Genomic DNA, 16314 nt, shown 5'->3' with positions numbered 1-16314 from the left:
CATGCCGGTCGCGATACGACACCGCAGGCGCTGCCCAGGAATCCCCAGCCAGGAGAAGGAATCGACCAGCCCCCCTCGTCCCCCGGACGACAAACCCAAGCCCCTGAAGCCCTGCCTCCGGCCGTCCAGATAGCCGAAATCGCATCCCGGGCAGGCACCCGCGCCGCGTCTGTCCCGGTGTCACTGGACGATTGTTACCTCTCTCCCGAGCTGGTCCCCATGCTATCGGAGCCAGACGCAACCTCTGGCATCCGCACGTTCAGGACACGCACTTACGTGGAGCTTTCGGAAGGGGGAACGGTGTTGCTCGGACGCGATTCCCAGCAGAATTACCGCGCTCGTTCCAGCACCGAACTCATCGCCTCCGGCCCCCGCCTGGAACAAGTGGAAGGCAGCCACCTATGGCGTCGGCTCCCCCATGGCGAGGTGACGCACGGCAGTGATCCCGATCCTGTTCCTGCACTCGACAGGCCAACGGTGGAGGAATCGTCGGAAGCGGTCGCGCCCAAGCGTCCACGCACGACAGCGTCTCAAAGCGAGGCGGTGACCCAGGGCGAGCCGGCATTCACCAAGAACTGGGGGTTCGACCCGCGGTTCTCGACGTCGGAATTCATCACCCTGGGCGACATTCACTACAAGGTAGTGTCAAGCACCGCCGCCCGTGAGTATCCGATCACCTATGTCCAGTCGCCTACCCATCCCGCCTACGATTTTGACTTGCTCGAAGCCATTCTCCGACATACGCCTGACGAACAACCCCGAAGCGCGGTACGCATCCCCCCGGGCAATCACTGGGAAATCGACCCCAGGCTCCCTTTCGAGAAGCCCCTGACGGCCTATGTCAGGGAGGTCTTTCCAGAGGTCACCACCGTCACCCTGGAAAACATCGCGAGAAGGCAGTTTGAGCTCGCCAATGACTCATCGTTCGCCGACGGCGCGGGCTTGACCGCGCTCCGACAGATTTTCCACAGTTGGAAAAACGCGACGCCATCGCCGCACCCGCAATGGACCGATCCATTACTGATGCTTCCGATTCTCCCGACCTCCTCATCGTCCAGGGGCACTGCCCGCGCCATAGCGCTGCCCATCCCCTCCGCGACCGGAACGCTGGAACGGCTGGACTTCGATCCCCTGCGGTTCCAGCAACAATGGCTGTACTTCCTCACCACCTACTCGCCAGTGGATTTCAAGCGCTTCATGGCCGGCCTCCTGACCCGTAATGGCTATACGGTGATGGAGCCCAGCTCTTTCAGTAGCTTCCCGGCACTGGTATTCCAACGAACAGGTCATGACCACGTCTTTTACATGAGCCTGCATCGCACCAGGATCCCGAAGATCTCCCTGCCATCGTATACGGACCCGAACACAGCCGGTGTCCTCCTGGAAAACCAGGTGGGCGAGGCTGCCGCGAAAGTCGTCAGGGACGCCCAAAGTGCCAACAAGATCATCTGGCTCAAGGGGGGGTCCGAAATCCGCCCAGGCATTGCCGATACGGTCTTCATCATCCGGGACGACAATGCGCGGCTGTAGAGGCGCCACTCAAAAAAAAGCCCGCAGTGTGAGCGGGCGAAAAACCAAAGAAGCTTTATGGGCAGTCGCTTCCAGGGTAAGGCAGCTGCTTGGGGGATCAGCTGCCTCGATAGGTTGAATAGGCGTAGGGCGAAATCAGCAGGGGGACGTGGTAATGATCCTGCTCGGCGCAGATGCCGAAGCGCAGCACCACCACATCCAGGAACGCCGGCTCGGACAGCTGGACGCCACGGGCGCGGTAGTAATCGCCGGCATGGAATTGGATCTGGTAGACCCCGGAACGGTAGTCATCCCCCTGCAACAACGGCGCATCGCAACGGCCATCGCTGTTGGTCAACGCGCTGGCGACCAGGTGCAATTGCGAACCTTCCACTCGGTACAGCTCGATCCTGATCGAGCTGCCCGGGCAACCATGTGCCGCATCCAAAACGTGAGTAGTCAAGCGTCCCATTGATTGCGCGCGCCTCCTGATAGGTTGATAAGGACTGACCGCACCGTTTCGGAGCACGAAACGCTACGACAATGTGCGAATTAAGACACTTTAAATGGAAATTGTACACAATAAAAATCACACTCTTGCTTCACCCGCCCTCCAAGCCACGCTATGGCTCAATCTGCAGCCAATGCAATGGATACAATGACTTCGCCTCACCTGACTGACCGACTGGGCAGGTTTCTTGCAGCGTAGACCAAGCTGTGCCGACGATGAAAAATGCGAAAAATCAGGCTTACAAAGCGCGCATAAAGTTGTATACAATCACTTCATCGTCGTGACGCCAGCCTGAGATGCATTGCCCGGGCGCCACCTACATGGTTCGAACAAGAAGGAAGACTGCAGTGAGCGCTGACTACCCACGCGACCTGATCGGTTACGGCAGTAACCCTCCCCATCCCCACTGGCCGGGCGATGCCCGTATCGCCCTGTCCTTCGTGCTCAATTATGAAGAAGGCGGCGAGCGCAACATCCTGCACGGTGACAAGGAGTCCGAAGCGTTCCTCTCGGAAATGGTCGCGGCGCAACCGTTGCAGGGCGAACGCAACATGAGCATGGAGTCGCTGTACGAGTATGGCAGCCGCGCCGGGGTCTGGCGGATTCTCAAGCTGTTCAAGGAATTCGACATCCCGCTGACGATCTTCGCCGTGGCCATGGCCGCCCAGCGGCATCCGGATGTAATCCGTGCCATGGTCGCCGCCGGCCATGAAATCTGCAGCCACGGCTACCGCTGGATCGACTACCAGTACATGGACGAGGCCCAGGAGCGCGAGCACATGCTCGAAGCGATCCGCATCCTCACCGAGATCACCGGCGATCGCCCGCTGGGCTGGTATACCGGCCGCACCGGCCCGAACACCCGTCGGCTGGTGATGGAGGAAGGCGGCTTTCTCTATGACAGCGACACCTACGACGACGACCTGCCTTATTGGGAACCCAACACGCCCACTGGCAAGCCGCACCTGGTGATCCCGTACACCCTGGACACCAACGACATGCGTTTCACCCAGGTGCAGGGCTTCAACAAGGGTGACGATTTCTTCCAGTACCTCAAGGACGCTTTCGACGTGTTGTACGCCGAAGGGGCCGAGGCGCCGAAAATGCTCTCCATCGGGTTGCATTGCCGGCTGATCGGCCGCCCTGCTCGCCTGGCCTCCCTCAAGCGCTTCCTCGAATACGTCAAGGGCCATGAACGCGTCTGGTTCAGCCGTCGTGTCGACATCGCCCGTCACTGGCAGCAGACCCACCCGTATCAAGGGGCTTGGAAACCAGGAGCGTCGAAATGACCGTCTTCCAGACCCTCAAGCCTTCCACCATGGGCCGTGAAGCCTTCGTCAGGGCCTTTGCCGACATCTACGAACATTCGCCGTGGGTGGCCGAAAAAGCCTTCGACCTGGGCCAGGATCCCTCGATCGACGAGATCGAGACCCTGCACCAGCGCATGAGCGACATCCTTCTAAGCGCCGATCACGCCAGCCAACTGGCGCTGATCAACGCTCACCCGGACCTGGCCGGTAAAGCAGCCGTCCAGGGCCAACTGACCGAAGCCAGCACGAACGAACAGGCCGACGCCGGTATCCACCAATGCACGGCCGAAGAGTTTCAACGCTTCACCGAGCTGAACGAGGCCTACAAGGCCAAGTTCAGGTTTCCCTTCATCATGGCGGTAAAAGGCAGCAACCGGCATCAGATCCTCGCGGCGTTCGAAACGCGCATCCACAACCCGGTGGACACCGAGTTCCAATGCGCGCTGGCAGAGATCAACAAGATCGCGTTGTTCCGACTACTGACCCTTTAGCGAGCAGCCCTGGTGACCCAGGGCCGAGCAAGCATCCCCAGCCAATCAATCAAAAGGCAGACAAGAAGAATGAAAGCTTACGCCGTACCCTTCGAGAAATTCGTCAACCTGGCCGACGCCCGCCTGGGCACCAGGATCATCTCGGTCACCGATGACTGGTTCGCCGACGCCAACCGTCTGTTCCAGCCGACCCCGGCCGTGTGGAAAGAGGGCGTGTTCGACGACAACGGCAAGTGGATGGATGGCTGGGAGTCGCGCCGCAAGCGCTTCGAAGGCTACGACAGCGCAGTGATCCGCCTGGGTGTGCCAGGCTCGATCAAGGGCGTGGACATCGACACCTCATTCTTCACCGGCAATTATCCACCGTCGGCCTCCCTGGAAGCCTGTTTCTTGGCTGAAGGCGATCCGGACGAAAACACCCAGTGGACCGAAGTGCTGGCGGCCGTGGAATTGAAGGGCGACAGCCACCACTACCATGAGATCGCCAACGACCAGGCCTTCAGCCACCTGCGTTTCAACATCTACCCCGATGGTGGCGTGGCCCGCCTGCGTGTCCACGGCATTCCCTACCGCGACTGGTCGGCCATGGGCGACAACGAGCAGGTCGATCTGGCGGCGGCCCTCAATGGCGGGCGCGCCCTGGCCTGCTCCGACGAGCACTTCGGCCGCATGAGCAACATCCTCAACCCGGGCCGTGGCGTGAACATGGGCGATGGCTGGGAAACCGCCCGCCGCCGTACCCCCGGTAACGACTGGGTCATCGTCGCCCTGGGCCATGCCGGCATCGTCGAGAAAGTCATCGTCGACACCCTGCACTTCAAGGGCAACTACCCGGACAGCTGCTCGATCCAGGGCGCGTTCGTCAAGGGCGGCACCGACAGCCAGATCGAAACCCAATCGCTGTTCTGGCGCGAACTGCTGCCGAGCCAGAAACTGGAAATGCATGCCGAACACACCTTCGCCGAACAGATCAAGGCACTTGGGCCAATCACCCATATCCGCCTGAACGTCTTCCCGGATGGCGGTGTGAGTCGTCTGCGGGTGTTGGGCAAGGTATCGAAACAAGGGTGACCCCGAATCGCGGGCAAGCCCGTTCCCACATTTGCAATGCATTCCCCTGTGGGAGCGAGCTTGCTCGCGATGGCGACACGACAAACAACACAGAATTCAAGACAAGAAGACCAGCATGCGCACACTCAAGATCGAACCGTTGACCAAAGAAGCCTTCGCCCCGTTCGGTGACGTGATCGAAACCGACGGCAGCGATCACTTCATGATCAACAACGGCTCGACCATTCGCTTCCATCGCCTGGCGACGGTGCAAACCGCCACGCCGGACGATCAGGCGATCATCAGCATCTTCCGCGCCGACGCGCTGGACATGCCGCTGACCGTACGCATGCTGGAGCGCCATCCGCTGGGCAGCCAGGCCTTCATTCCGCTGCTCGGCAACCCCTTTCTGATCGTGGTCGCGCCACTTGGCGATGTACCTGTATCAGGCTTGGTCCGCGCCTTCGTCACCAACGGCAGGCAGGGCATCAATTACCATCGCGGCGTCTGGCACCACCCGGTGCTGACGATCGAAAAGCGGGATGACTTCCTGGTGGTTGATCGCAGTGGCACAGGCAATAACTGCGATGAGCATTTCTTCAAAGAGGATGATTGTCTGATCCTCGCCCCCCACCAATAAGAGAAGGTCCGATCACGCGAGAACAAGCGTGACGGGCGAGAGGTAACGACTGTGGAAGCACATATGCTGGAATGGCTGAACCTGAGCGTGCGCTGGGTTCACATGATCACTGGCGTGGCCTGGATCGGCGCGTCGTTCTACTTCGTCTGGCTGGAAAACAACCTCAATCGCGTCAACCCCAGGAGCGGCCTGGCCGGCGACCTGTGGGCCATCCACGGTGGCGGTATCTACCACCTGGAAAAATACAAGCTCGCGCCACCGTCCATGCCGGAGAATCTGCACTGGTTCAAGTGGGAAGCCTACTTCACCTGGATGTCGGGCATCGTGCTGCTGTGCCTGGTGTTCTACTGGAACCCGACCGTCTACCTGCTGGCTCCCGGCAGCGGCTTGAGCGGGCCCGAAGGCGTCGCCCTGGGACTCGGCTCGTTGCTCGTCGGCTGGTTCGTCTATTCCTTCCTCTGCGACTCGGCCCTGGGCAAATACCCCACCCTGCTCGGCCTGATCCTGTTCGTGCTGCTGATCGCCGCGGCCTACGGCTTCAGCAAGGTGTTCAGCGGACGCGGCGCCTACCTGCATGTCGGGGCCGTCATCGGCACGATCATGGTCGGCAACGTCTTCCGTATCATCATGCCGGCGCAACGCGCCCTGGTGGCCGCCATCGCCGAGAACCGCACCCCCGACCCGGCCCTGCCGGCCAAGGGTTTGCTGCGCTCGCGCCATAACAACTACTTCACGCTGCCGGTGCTGTTCATCATGATCAGCAACCACTTCCCGAGCACCTACGGCAGTCCATACAACTGGCTGATCCTGGCCGGGATCGCGGTAGCCGCGGTGCTGGTGCGTCACTATTTCAACACCCGCCACGACAGCAACCGGTTCGCCTGGACGCTGCCGGTCGGTGCCCTGGCCATGATTTGCCTGGCCTATGTCACAGGCCCCAAGGCCCCTCCCACCGCACCGGAAGTGACCAAGGCACCCGCGGCCATCGAATATCAACCCTTGCCCGAAACCGCAGCCGGAGGTGGGGCCAAGCCGCAAGCGGCGCCAGCGGCACCGGCCGCCCAACCCGCCCAGGCAAGCAACGCCCAGGGGCCCTCGTTCGAGAAGGTCCACAGCGTGATCCAGGAACGCTGCTCGGTCTGCCACTCGGCCAAACCCACCAGCCCGCTCTTCAGCGCCGCACCGGGCGGGGTGATGTTCGATACGCCGCAACAGATCCAGCAACAGGCCGCGCGTATCCAGGCCCAGGCCGTGACCACCCAGATCATGCCCCTGGGCAACATCACCCAGATGACCCAACAGGAACGCGACCTGATCGGCGCGTGGATCAGCCAGGGCGCGCGAACCAACTAAGGCCTGTGGGTTGATTGGCCGACGCCAACGTTCGTCCATCGATCAACCCCGCAGCCCCCAGCCCCCGTCATGCCACTGACAGGCACCGGCACATACCGCCGGTGGCCCGTCAGGGGCTGCTGCGCCTCAAACAATAAGAACTAGAGGAACGCAAGATGACCCAGACTCGCCGTTACGCCTCGGAAGCGCGGCAGACTCACCGTCGCAGGGTACTTGAGCCCCTCGGGGCAAGTCCGTATCCTGCGCGGCCGCTCGAATCCGGCCCACTCCAATAATTTCCAACGCCTGATCCTGCCGATGGCCCTTGCCGGCTTCGGCTCAATCCTGTCAGCCCCTGCCACGAACAGAAAGCTGACCGAACGGATGTTTATCCGTGGCAAAAGGCGCCACACCAGAGCGCTGACTTCAAAAAAATCACCAACCTTGGGAGCAAACCGAATGAAACGTACGTGCACCAGCCTGATTGTCGCGGGATCCCTGCTGGCCGGCAGCCAGGCGATGGCCGACGATCTGTTCCAGTGGCAGAACAACAGCCTGACCTACCTCTACGGCAAGGATTTCCAGATCAACCCGCGTATCCAGCAGACCGTGACCTTCGAACACGCCGATGCCTGGAAATACGGGGACAACTTCTTCTTCCTCGACCGGATCTTCTACAACGGCCAGGACGACAGCCAGTCCGGCCCGAATACCTACTACGGCGAGTTCAGTCCGCGCCTGTCGTTCGGCAAGCTCTTCGACCAGAAGCTGGCAGTGGGGCCGATCAAGGACGTGCTGCTGGCCATGACCTATGAGTTCGGTGAAGGCGACAACGAGTCCTACCTGATCGGCCCGGGCTTCGACCTGGCGGTCCCCGGCTTCGATTATTTCCAGTTGAATTTCTATAACCGCCAGACCGAAGGCTCCCGCCCCGGCGACGATGTCTGGCAGATCACGCCAGTCTGGGCCTACACCCTCCCGGTGGGTTCATCCGATATCCTGATCGACGGTTTCATCGACTGGGTGGTGGATAACGACACCAACGCCAAGGGCACCTACCACGCCAACCTGCACATCGTCCCGCAGATCAAGTACGACCTGGGCAAAGCGCTGAAACTGGGGGCCAAGCAGTTGTATGTGGGCGTGGAGTACGATTACTGGAAGAACAAGTACGCCATCGAAGACAGCGAAGCATTCAAGACCAACCAGAGCACCACCAGCTTCCTGCTCAAGTACCACTTCTGATCCGACTCGGTACAGGTCGATCCCGCCCCTGGAGCTCGCCACGCCCCCCTGTGGGAACGGGCTTGCTCGCAAGGGCGGCTGAGCATTCAACATCGGTGCAAGCCGATCCAACGCATTCGCGAGCGAGCCCGCTCACACAGGGGCTCGGCATGGAGTCATCCCTGGGCCAGCCCCAGGAACCGGGTCAACGCCTCGCGCTGCGCCAGTGCATCCTGGCGTCCCAGCTCGATCAGCTCGTTGCAATACCCCGCCTCGAACAACAGATAGCTCAGCACACCGGCACCGCTGGTCTTGGTCGCGCCCGGCCCGCGCAGGAACATTCGCAACGCGGCCGGCAGCTCCTGGCGATGGCGGGCGGCGATTTCGTCGATCGGCTGGCTGGGCGAAATCACCAGCACCTCTACCGGCGCGGCGCCCAACGCATGGGGCGATACGTTATCGGGCAGCAGATGGCTGAACCCGTTGAGACGCTGGAGCAACTCGATGTCACTTTCCAGGCTGTCAATGAAGGTACTGTTGAGCATGTGCCCACCGATCTGGGCCAGCGTCGGTTGTTGCCCGGTGTAGCTGCGCTCCACCGATTCCCGGGGGCTGGGGCCACGGGGGTTGCCGCTGACACCGATCACCAGCACCCGATTCGCCCCCAGGTGCAATGCCGGGCTGATGGGCGCCGACTGGCGTACCGCACCATCGCCGAAATATTGCGGGCCGATCTTGACGGGCGCGAACAGCAAGGGGATCGACGAACTGGCCAGCAGGTGTTCGACCGACAACAAGGCCGGCACGCCAACTCGACGATGTCGCAACCAGGCTTCGATGGTGCCGCGGCCCTGGTAGAAGGTCACGGCCTGGCCGGATTCATAGCCGAACGCGGTCACCGCCACGGCACGCAACTGCTGCTGCGCAATGGCCTGCTCGATACCCGAAGCATGGAATTGTGCCTGGAGCAGCTCGCGCAAGGGTGAGCTGTCGATCAACGCCACCGGCAACCGGGCACCCAGGCCCAGCAGACTGTGAGCGATGAACCGCGTCGCCTGGACGATCACGCCGCGCCAGTCGCTGCGCATGACCTGATGGCTGCGCACCGCCTGCCAGAACGCGGTCAGGCGCTCGATGGCGGCCTTGAAGTCCATCGCCCCGCTGGCCAGGCTGACCGCGTTGATCGCTCCGGCCGAGGTGCCGACAATCACCGGAAACGGGTTCTGCGCGCCGTCTGGCAACAACTCGGCAATTGCCGCCAATACACCTACCTGATACGCCGCCCGAGCCCCGCCGCCGGAAAGAATCAAACCTGTCACCGGTTCAGCTGGGGTCATCGCAACGCTCCGTGCTCATGAATGTGGACTACAGGTTCAACCGCGCTTGTCGTACAGCTTCGGCTCACCCGGCGGGCGGCTCTTGAACCGGCGATGGGCCCACAGGTATTGCTCGGGGCAAGCGCGCACCGATTGCTCCACCCATTGGTTGATACGAATGCAATCGGCTTCCTCGGTCTCGCCGGGGAAATCCTCCAGGGGCGCCTGGATCACCAGGCGATAGCCGCTGCCATCGGCCAGGCGCTCCTGGATGAACGGCACGACCCGCGCCTTGCCCAGGCGCGCGAACTTGGTGGTGGCCGTGACTGTCGCCGCCTGGATGCCGAACAGCGGCACGAAGATGCTCTGCTTGGCACCGTAGTCCTGGTCTGGCGCATACCAGATCGCCCGACCGGCGCGCAGCAGCTTGAGCATGCCACGCACATCGTCGCGCTCCACCGCCAGCGAGTCGAGGTTATGCCGTTCACGACCCTGGCGCTGAATATAATCGAACAGCGGATTCTTGTGCTCGCGGTACATGCCGTCGATGGTGTGCTGCTGGCCAAGCAATGCGGCACCGATTTCCAGCGTGGTGAAATGCAAGGCCATCAGGATCACGCCCTGGTTTTCGCGCTGGGCCTGCTTGAGATGCTCCAGGCCTTCGATATGAGCCAGCTTCGCCAGGCGCGAGCGCGACCACCACCAGCTCATGGCCATTTCGAAAAAAGCGATGCCGGTGGAAGCGAAGTTCTCCTTGAGCAGGCGCTTGCGCTCGGCCGCGGACTTTTCCGGGAAGCACAGCTCCAGGTTGCGCCGGGCAATGCGCCGCCGGTCGCCTGCCGCCCGGTACATCAGCGCCCCCAATGCGCGTCCGACCCGCAGCAGCCACGGATAAGGCAGCTGGACGACCAGCCACAACAGCCCCAGGCCGCACCAGAGCAACCAGAAACGCGGATGAAAAAAAGCGGTTTGAAAACGCGGGCGATCCATTACAGCTTCCATAAAGACATGGGCCGCGCATTCTACATCGTTCGACCCGGCTTGCGGCTCGCGGACGATCTCGTTATAAGTCTCGGCACTTTTAGTGACAAGCCGTTGTACGCCGACCATGAGCCAAACCGAACCGCTAGACCAAGATCCCGTGTTCCAGCTGAAGGGCAGCATGCTCGCCATTACGGTGCTGGAGCTGGCCCGCAACGACCTGGAGGGCCTCGACCGACAGCTCACGGCGAAAGTCGCGCAAGCCCCGAACTTCTTCAGCAACGCTCCACTGGTGCTGGCCCTGGACAAGTTGCCTCCTGGCGAAGGTGCGGTGGACCTGCCCGGCCTGATGCGCGTCTGTCGCCAGCACGGCCTGCGCACCCTGGCGATCCGTGCCAGCCGCATCGAGGACATCGCCGCGGCAATCGCCGTGGACATTCCCGTGCTGCCACCATCCGGTGCCCGGGAACGGCTGCTGGAACCAGGCCCGGCCGAATCGACGAAAAAGCCGGAAAAACCGCCGGAGCCCACCGTCAAGCCGACCCGCGTGATCACCTCGCCAGTACGTGGTGGCCAGCAGATCTATGCCCAGGGTGGCGATCTGGTGGTGGTGTCCTCGGTCAGCCCGGGAGCGGAACTTCTGGCCGATGGCAACATCCATGTATACGGCCCGATGCGCGGCCGAGCGCTGGCCGGCGTCAAGGGCGATACGAAAGCCAGGATCTTCTGTCAGCAATTGAGCGCTGAACTGCTCTCTATCGCCGGACAGTACAAGGTTTCCGAGGATCTGCGCCGCGATCCGCTATGGGGGGCCGGCGTCCAGGTCAGCCTGTCGGGCGACGTGTTGAACATCATTCGGCTTTGACGGATACTGCCGCATTTTCCAAGCATCTCTGAAACGTAGCGAAAACGGCTGAAACGACGTAGGAAACAGGACCAGGCAGTGTTTACCGGAGGTAGACTCGGCCCTGCACCCTGTTCCAGCCAAGCCTGTCCAATTGCCGCCGTTCTCTAGAGATGTTTTTCAGGGGCTGACAAAGTCCTTTTTCCTTAGGGGTGAAACACCTTGGCCAAGATTCTCGTGGTTACATCCGGCAAGGGTGGTGTGGGTAAGACCACCACCAGCGCCGCTATCGGTACCGGCCTCGCTCTGCGCGGCCACAAGACAGTCATCGTCGACTTCGACGTCGGCCTGCGAAACCTGGACCTGATCATGGGTTGCGAGCGCCGCGTGGTCTATGACTTCGTCAACGTGGTCAACGGTGAAGCGAACCTGCAACAGGCCCTGATCAAGGACAAGCGCCTTGAGAACCTCTACGTGCTGGCCGCCAGCCAGACCCGTGACAAGGACGCGCTGACCCAGGAAGGCGTGGAAAAAGTCCTGATGGAGCTCAAGGAGCAGTTCGAATTCGTCGTCTGCGACTCGCCGGCCGGTATCGAAAAAGGTGCCCACCTGGCCATGTACTTCGCTGACGAAGCGATCGTCGTGACCAACCCGGAAGTCTCCTCGGTGCGTGACTCCGACCGCATGCTGGGCCTGTTGGCGAGCAAGTCCCGTCGCGCCGAGAAAGGCGAGGAGCCTATCAAGGAACACCTGCTGATCACCCGCTACCACCCGGAGCGTGTCGAGAAGGGCGAAATGCTCGGCGTCGAAGACGTCAAGGAAATCCTCGCCGTGCGGCTGCTCGGCGTGATCCCTGAATCCCAGGCGGTGCTCAAGGCATCCAACCAGGGCGTCCCGGTGATCCTCGACGACCAGAGCGACGCCGGCCAGGCCTACAGCGATACCGTTGACCGCCTGCTGGGCAAAGACCTGGAACACCGGTTCCTCAACGTCGAGAAGAAGGGATTCTTCGAGCGCCTGTTTGGAGGTAGGTAATGAACCTTTTTGACTTCTTTCGTGCCAACAAAAAGCCCAGTACCGCCTCGGTCGCGAAAGAGCGTCTACAGATCATCGTGGCGCACGAACGCGGCCAACGCAGCACCCCGGACTACCTGCCTTCCCTGCAGAAGGAACTGGTCGAAGTGATCCGCAAGTACGTCAATATCGGCAACGATGACGTGCATGTCGCACTGGAAAGCCAGGGCAGCTGCTCGATTCTGGAACTCAATATCACCCTGCCGGATCGCTGATCGATCCTGCGGGAGCCACGGCGGCTCGGACCCCACTGCCTTTGTGGGAGCGAGCTTGCTCGCGAAGACGGCAGCACATCCAGCATCGATGTGCTTTCAAAACCGCTTTCGCGAGCAAGCAGCTCCCTCAAGGGCCGGGTCCGAGCCGCCGTTGGCGTTTGTACCGAGACTGTTTTCAATGCCCCTGTCCAACATCCGTATCATTCATCAGGACGCCGCTATCCTGGTGGTCGACAAGCCGACCCTGTTGCTGTCGGTCCCCGGCCGGGCCGATGACAACAAGGACTGCCTGATCACCCGCCTGCAGGAAAACGGTTATCCGGAAGCCCGGATCGTACACCGGCTGGACTGGGAGACCTCCGGCATCATTCTGCTGGCCCGCGATCCCGACACTCATCGCGAGTTGTCCCGGCAGTTCCATGACCGTGAAACCGAGAAGGCCTACACGGCGCTGTGCTGGGGCCAGCCAGCACTGGACAGCGGCAGCATCGACCTGCCCTTGCGCTATGACCCACCGACCAAGCCACGTCACGTGGTGGACCATGAGCACGGCAAGCACGCCCTGACCTTCTGGCGAGTGCTGGAACGTTGCGGTGACTGGTGCCGGGTCGAACTGACGCCGATCACCGGGCGCTCGCACCAGTTGCGCGTACACATGCTCTGCATCGGCCATCCGCTGCTGGGCGACGGGCTCTATGCCCACCCTCAGGCCCTGGCTGCCTGGCCCCGCCTCTGCCTGCATGCCAGCATGCTGAGTTTCACTCATCCGCAAAGTGGCGAACGCCTGCGTTTCGAGTGCCCGGCGCCCTTCTGATCGTCCCTGGCCGAGACATGAGTTTTCAACCGAGAAGCCCCTGAATGCAGGTCATTGATTTCCAAGGAACACCCGTCAAGAAAGTCCGTCACCAACTGCTGTACCTGATTTATGGCGACAAGCAGGTGTACCGGCACGAAGCCAAGTTCAGCATCCTGACAGCCCTGAGCCATGGTCAGTCATCGACGATGCCGCATATCAGAATCCTGACCGACAGGCCCGAGGACTACCTTGGCTGGCCCGTCGAGACCCTTGCCCTGACGCCACAGTTGCTGAGCGAATGGCAAGGCAACAATGGCTACATTCACAGACGCAAGGCCTGTGCAATCGCCGCAGGGTTGAAGCTGGCGCACAAGACCCTGTTCGTCGACACCGACACACTGTTCCTCGCCCACCCGGGGTCATTATTCCAACAGATCCAGCCAGGACAGAACCTGATGGACAGCTTTGAATATCACTGGGACCAGGTGTGCGAACGCGAGACCTACCTCCGCCTGGGTAACTGCCTGCGTGCCCACGGCGTCAGTCGGGGGAACGGCTTCAAGCTCTATAACAGCGGGCTGTGCGGCGTTAACGATAACGACGCGTCGTTGCTGGAGCAGGCCATCGAGCGGATCGATGAATGGACCGAAGGTGGCTTTGACATCCACACCATAGAGCAGATCGCGATCTCATTCACGCTGCGCAACCAGACCATCAGGAAAACCGACAGACACGTCTATCACTATTTTGGGCATAAGCAGTTTTTCCACACCATGCATGCGCACTTCTTCGCGCAGCATGGGGAAACGTTCGATGCGCAATTGATAGAACGCAGCCGCGACGTACCGCGAAGCCGACCACTCCCGCCTATCTGGAGACGCCTGAAGATAAAATGGCAGTTGCGCAATCAACGCGGCGCCTTTTATAGAATCGGTCGTGACCTGCTGTATGGCAGCGAGGCGCCGCAGAATCCCTACTTCAACCTTTGCCGACATCATTGGTGGGACTCGGCATCGCGAGAGATCAATCGCCTGGAACCCGAACGCCGAAAGAAGTCCTTCGGCCAATTGGAACAATGGCCGCAGCAAATGCCTGCGCCCTCCAGAGCTCAAGACAAGTCATTGATACTGGCGCAGCTGAATCGGCAGGTCACGCCTTCGGCCTGATCGATACCGGGGACGCGAGGCCCTGAGCAACGGGATTGGATCTGCAATGCAGGCTGTCGATGGGGTAAACTCGCGCCCATTGCTGTCTGGAGTTATTTATGCGCGCAGAGTTGAACCAGGGCCTGATCGATTTCCTCAAGGCCTCTCCTACCCCGTTCCATGCCACCGCCAGCCTCGCCAAGCGCCTTGAGGCGGCGGGTTATCAGCGTCTTGACGAACGCGAAACCTGGGCCACCGAGGCCAACGGTCGCTACTACGTCACGCGCAACGACTCTTCGATCATCGCCTTCAAACTGGGCCGCAACGCCCCCCTGCACGACGGCATCCGCCTGGTTGGTGCCCATACCGACAGCCCTTGCCTACGGGTCAAGCCCCAACCTGAACTGCAGCGCCACGGGTTCTGGCAGTTGGGCGTGGAAGTCTACGGCGGCGCGTTGCTGGCGCCGTGGTTCGACCGTGACCTGTCCCTGGCCGGGCGCGTGACCTTCCGCCGCGATGGCAAGGTCGAGAGCCAGTTGATCGATTTCAAGGCGCCGATCGCCACCATTCCGAACCTGGCCATCCACCTCAATCGTGAAGCCAACCAGGGCTGGGCCATCAACCCACAGAACGAATTGCCGCCGATCCTCGCCCAGTTCGCCGGTGACGAACGCGTCGACTTCCGTGCCGTGCTCACCGACCAACTGGCCCGCGAACACGGTCTGAATGCCGATGTGGTGCTCGATTACGAGCTGAGCTTCTACGACACCCAGAGCGCCGCCATCGTTGGCCTGCATGGCGATTTCATCGCCGGCGCGCGCCTGGACAACCTGTTGTCCTGCTATGCGGGGCTGCAGGCCTTGCTGAACGCCGATACCGAAGAAACCTGCGTACTGGTGTGCAACGATCACGAGGAAGTCGGCTCCTGCTCGGCCTGCGGGGCCGATGGCCCGATGCTGGAGCAGACCCTGCGCCGTCTGCTGCCTGAAGGCGAAGAGTTCGTACGGACCATTCAGAAATCGCTGCTGGTCTCCGCCGACAACGCCCACGGCGTACATCCCAACTATGCCGACAAGCACGACGCCAACCATGGCCCCAAGCTCAATGCAGGGCCGGTGATCAAGGTCAACTCCAACCAACGCTACGCCACCAACAGCGAAACCGCCGGGTTCTTCCGTCACCTGTGCATGGCCGAAGAAGTACCGGTGCAAAGCTTCGTGGTGCGCAGCGACATGGGCTGCGGTTCGACCATCGGTCCGATCACCGCCAGCCAGTTGGGGGTGCGTACCGTGGACATCGGCCTGCCGACCTTCGCCATGCACTCGATCCGCGAACTGTGCGGCAGCCATGACCTGGCGCACCTGGTGAAGGTGCTGAGCGCGTTCTATGCCTCTCGTGAGCTGCCCTGAACCGCCAAACCTGTCCGGACCGGAGATCCGCAGCAGAGACAAGCAGACTCCTGTGGCGAGGGGATTTATCCCCGCTGGGTTGCACAGCAACCCTATGCCCTACCGGATGATCGCGGCGACCGACGAATCCTGGGACTGCTTCGCAGTCCTGCGGGGATAGATCCCGTCGCCACAAATGTGTTCGCCTCCGGATCGCGGCTCATGTGATGTACATCATCACACCCCGGCCAATCCCCAACTAGACTGACCTTATCCCTCCCTGGACAAGGCTGTCGCCATGATTTCCATGTCTTCGTTGAACGCCATGCTGGTGCCCATTCTGGCCGGCATGGTCCTGCTGGGCATCGGCTTCAATTTCCGCGACAAGAATGTCGGGGTCTTCGCCATGTGGATCGGCATGCTGCTGATCCTGGCCACGGTCCTGTTCAGGATTCTCGCCAAGCTCAACGAGTCGCTGTAGCGCCGGG

The 16314-nt window shown here is 61.4% G+C and carries 17 protein-coding genes; 14 read left to right on the top strand and 3 right to left on the bottom strand.

All coding sequences use genetic code 11. The features are described 5' to 3' along the window. Positions 1–276: 276 nt before the first annotated feature. Positions 277–1530 (top strand): hypothetical protein, encoded by a 1254-nt coding sequence (locus BW992_RS14520; protein WP_148049137.1) that lies wholly within the window; start codon positions 277–279, stop codon positions 1528–1530. Between the two features lie 97 nt (positions 1531–1627). Here the strand turns inward: BW992_RS14520 and uraH are convergent, their stop codons facing one another. Further along, a complete protein-coding gene (gene uraH, locus BW992_RS14515) occupies positions 1628–1981 on the bottom strand; it encodes a hydroxyisourate hydrolase (RefSeq protein WP_072393856.1) in 354 nt (117 codons plus the stop codon). Positions 1982–2367: 386 nt separating this feature from the next. On the opposite strand from uraH, the gene puuE reads away from it, so the two are divergent. The 6 genes from puuE (at position 2368) to BW992_RS14485 (ending at position 8088) form a co-directional block, all read left to right on the top strand. Then, positions 2368–3309, top strand: a complete 942-nt coding sequence (gene puuE, locus BW992_RS14510) for an allantoinase PuuE (protein ID WP_072393859.1) — start codon at positions 2368–2370, stop codon at positions 3307–3309. Beyond that, positions 3306–3821: a 2-oxo-4-hydroxy-4-carboxy-5-ureidoimidazoline decarboxylase gene (gene uraD / locus BW992_RS14505; RefSeq protein ID WP_076406454.1), complete on the top strand. Its 516-nt coding sequence runs from the start codon at positions 3306–3308 to the stop codon at positions 3819–3821. Before puuE ends, uraD begins: the two co-directional genes overlap by 4 nt. Positions 3822–3890: 69 nt before the next feature. Further along, a complete protein-coding gene (alc, locus tag BW992_RS14500; protein WP_076406452.1) occupies positions 3891–4892 on the top strand; it encodes an allantoicase in 1002 nt (333 codons plus the stop codon). A gap of 115 nt (positions 4893–5007) precedes the next feature. After that, positions 5008–5511 carry an ureidoglycolate lyase gene (locus BW992_RS14495; protein ID WP_076406450.1) on the top strand — a complete coding sequence of 168 codons (504 nt, stop codon included), beginning with the start codon at positions 5008–5010 and terminating at the stop codon, positions 5509–5511. Positions 5512–5562: 51 nt separating this feature from the next. Further along, complete coding sequence (locus tag BW992_RS14490) at positions 5563–6864, top strand: urate hydroxylase PuuD (protein ID WP_072393874.1); 1302 nt, start codon at positions 5563–5565, stop codon at positions 6862–6864. Between the two features lie 438 nt (positions 6865–7302). Next, positions 7303–8088, top strand: a complete 786-nt coding sequence (locus BW992_RS14485) for an outer membrane protein OmpK (RefSeq protein WP_072393877.1) — start codon at positions 7303–7305, stop codon at positions 8086–8088. A 155-nt stretch (positions 8089–8243) separates the two neighbouring features. Here the strand turns inward: BW992_RS14485 and BW992_RS14480 are convergent, their stop codons facing one another. Beyond that, the gene (locus tag BW992_RS14480) at positions 8244–9404 is read right to left on the bottom strand and encodes a patatin-like phospholipase family protein (RefSeq protein ID WP_072393880.1); all 1161 of its coding nucleotides are present in this window, start codon (positions 9402–9404) and stop codon (positions 8244–8246) included. A 36-nt stretch (positions 9405–9440) separates the two neighbouring features. Further along, entirely contained in the window at positions 9441–10373 is a 933-nt protein-coding gene (locus BW992_RS14475; RefSeq protein WP_072459323.1) for a lipid A biosynthesis lauroyl acyltransferase, read from the bottom strand. Positions 10374–10491: 118 nt separating this feature from the next. Here BW992_RS14475 and minC point away from each other — a divergent pair, with 118 nt between their 5' ends. The 7 genes from minC to BW992_RS14440 all read left to right on the top strand — a co-directional run bounded on the left by minC (position 10492) and on the right by BW992_RS14440 (position 16307). Continuing rightward, on the top strand, positions 10492–11229 hold the full coding sequence (gene minC / locus BW992_RS14470; RefSeq protein ID WP_072459324.1) for a septum site-determining protein MinC: 738 nt from the start codon (positions 10492–10494) through the stop codon (positions 11227–11229). 201 nt (positions 11230–11430) lie between these two features. Beyond that, the gene (minD, locus tag BW992_RS14465) at positions 11431–12243 is read left to right on the top strand and encodes a septum site-determining protein MinD (RefSeq protein ID WP_024779631.1); all 813 of its coding nucleotides are present in this window, start codon (positions 11431–11433) and stop codon (positions 12241–12243) included. Continuing rightward, positions 12243–12497, top strand: coding sequence for a cell division topological specificity factor MinE (gene minE / locus BW992_RS14460; RefSeq protein ID WP_007960071.1), 255 nt, complete (start codon positions 12243–12245; stop codon positions 12495–12497). Before minD ends, minE begins: the two co-directional genes overlap by 1 nt. Positions 12498–12675: 178 nt before the next feature. Then, positions 12676–13311, top strand: a complete 636-nt coding sequence (locus BW992_RS14455; protein ID WP_072393889.1) for an RluA family pseudouridine synthase — start codon at positions 12676–12678, stop codon at positions 13309–13311. A gap of 44 nt (positions 13312–13355) precedes the next feature. Next, a complete protein-coding gene (locus tag BW992_RS14450) occupies positions 13356–14459 on the top strand; it encodes a hypothetical protein (RefSeq protein WP_072431614.1) in 1104 nt (367 codons plus the stop codon). A 98-nt stretch (positions 14460–14557) separates the two neighbouring features. Next, entirely contained in the window at positions 14558–15847 is a 1290-nt protein-coding gene (locus BW992_RS14445; protein WP_072393895.1) for a M18 family aminopeptidase, read from the top strand. Between the two features lie 277 nt (positions 15848–16124). Beyond that, a complete protein-coding gene (locus BW992_RS14440; protein ID WP_072393898.1) occupies positions 16125–16307 on the top strand; it encodes a hypothetical protein in 183 nt (60 codons plus the stop codon). Positions 16308–16314 lie beyond the last annotated feature (7 nt).

Source organism: Pseudomonas sp. 7SR1 (assembly GCF_900156465.1).
GTDB lineage: Bacteria > Pseudomonadota > Gammaproteobacteria > Pseudomonadales > Pseudomonadaceae > Aquipseudomonas.
This window is presented reverse-complemented; position numbering and strand designations above follow the sequence as displayed.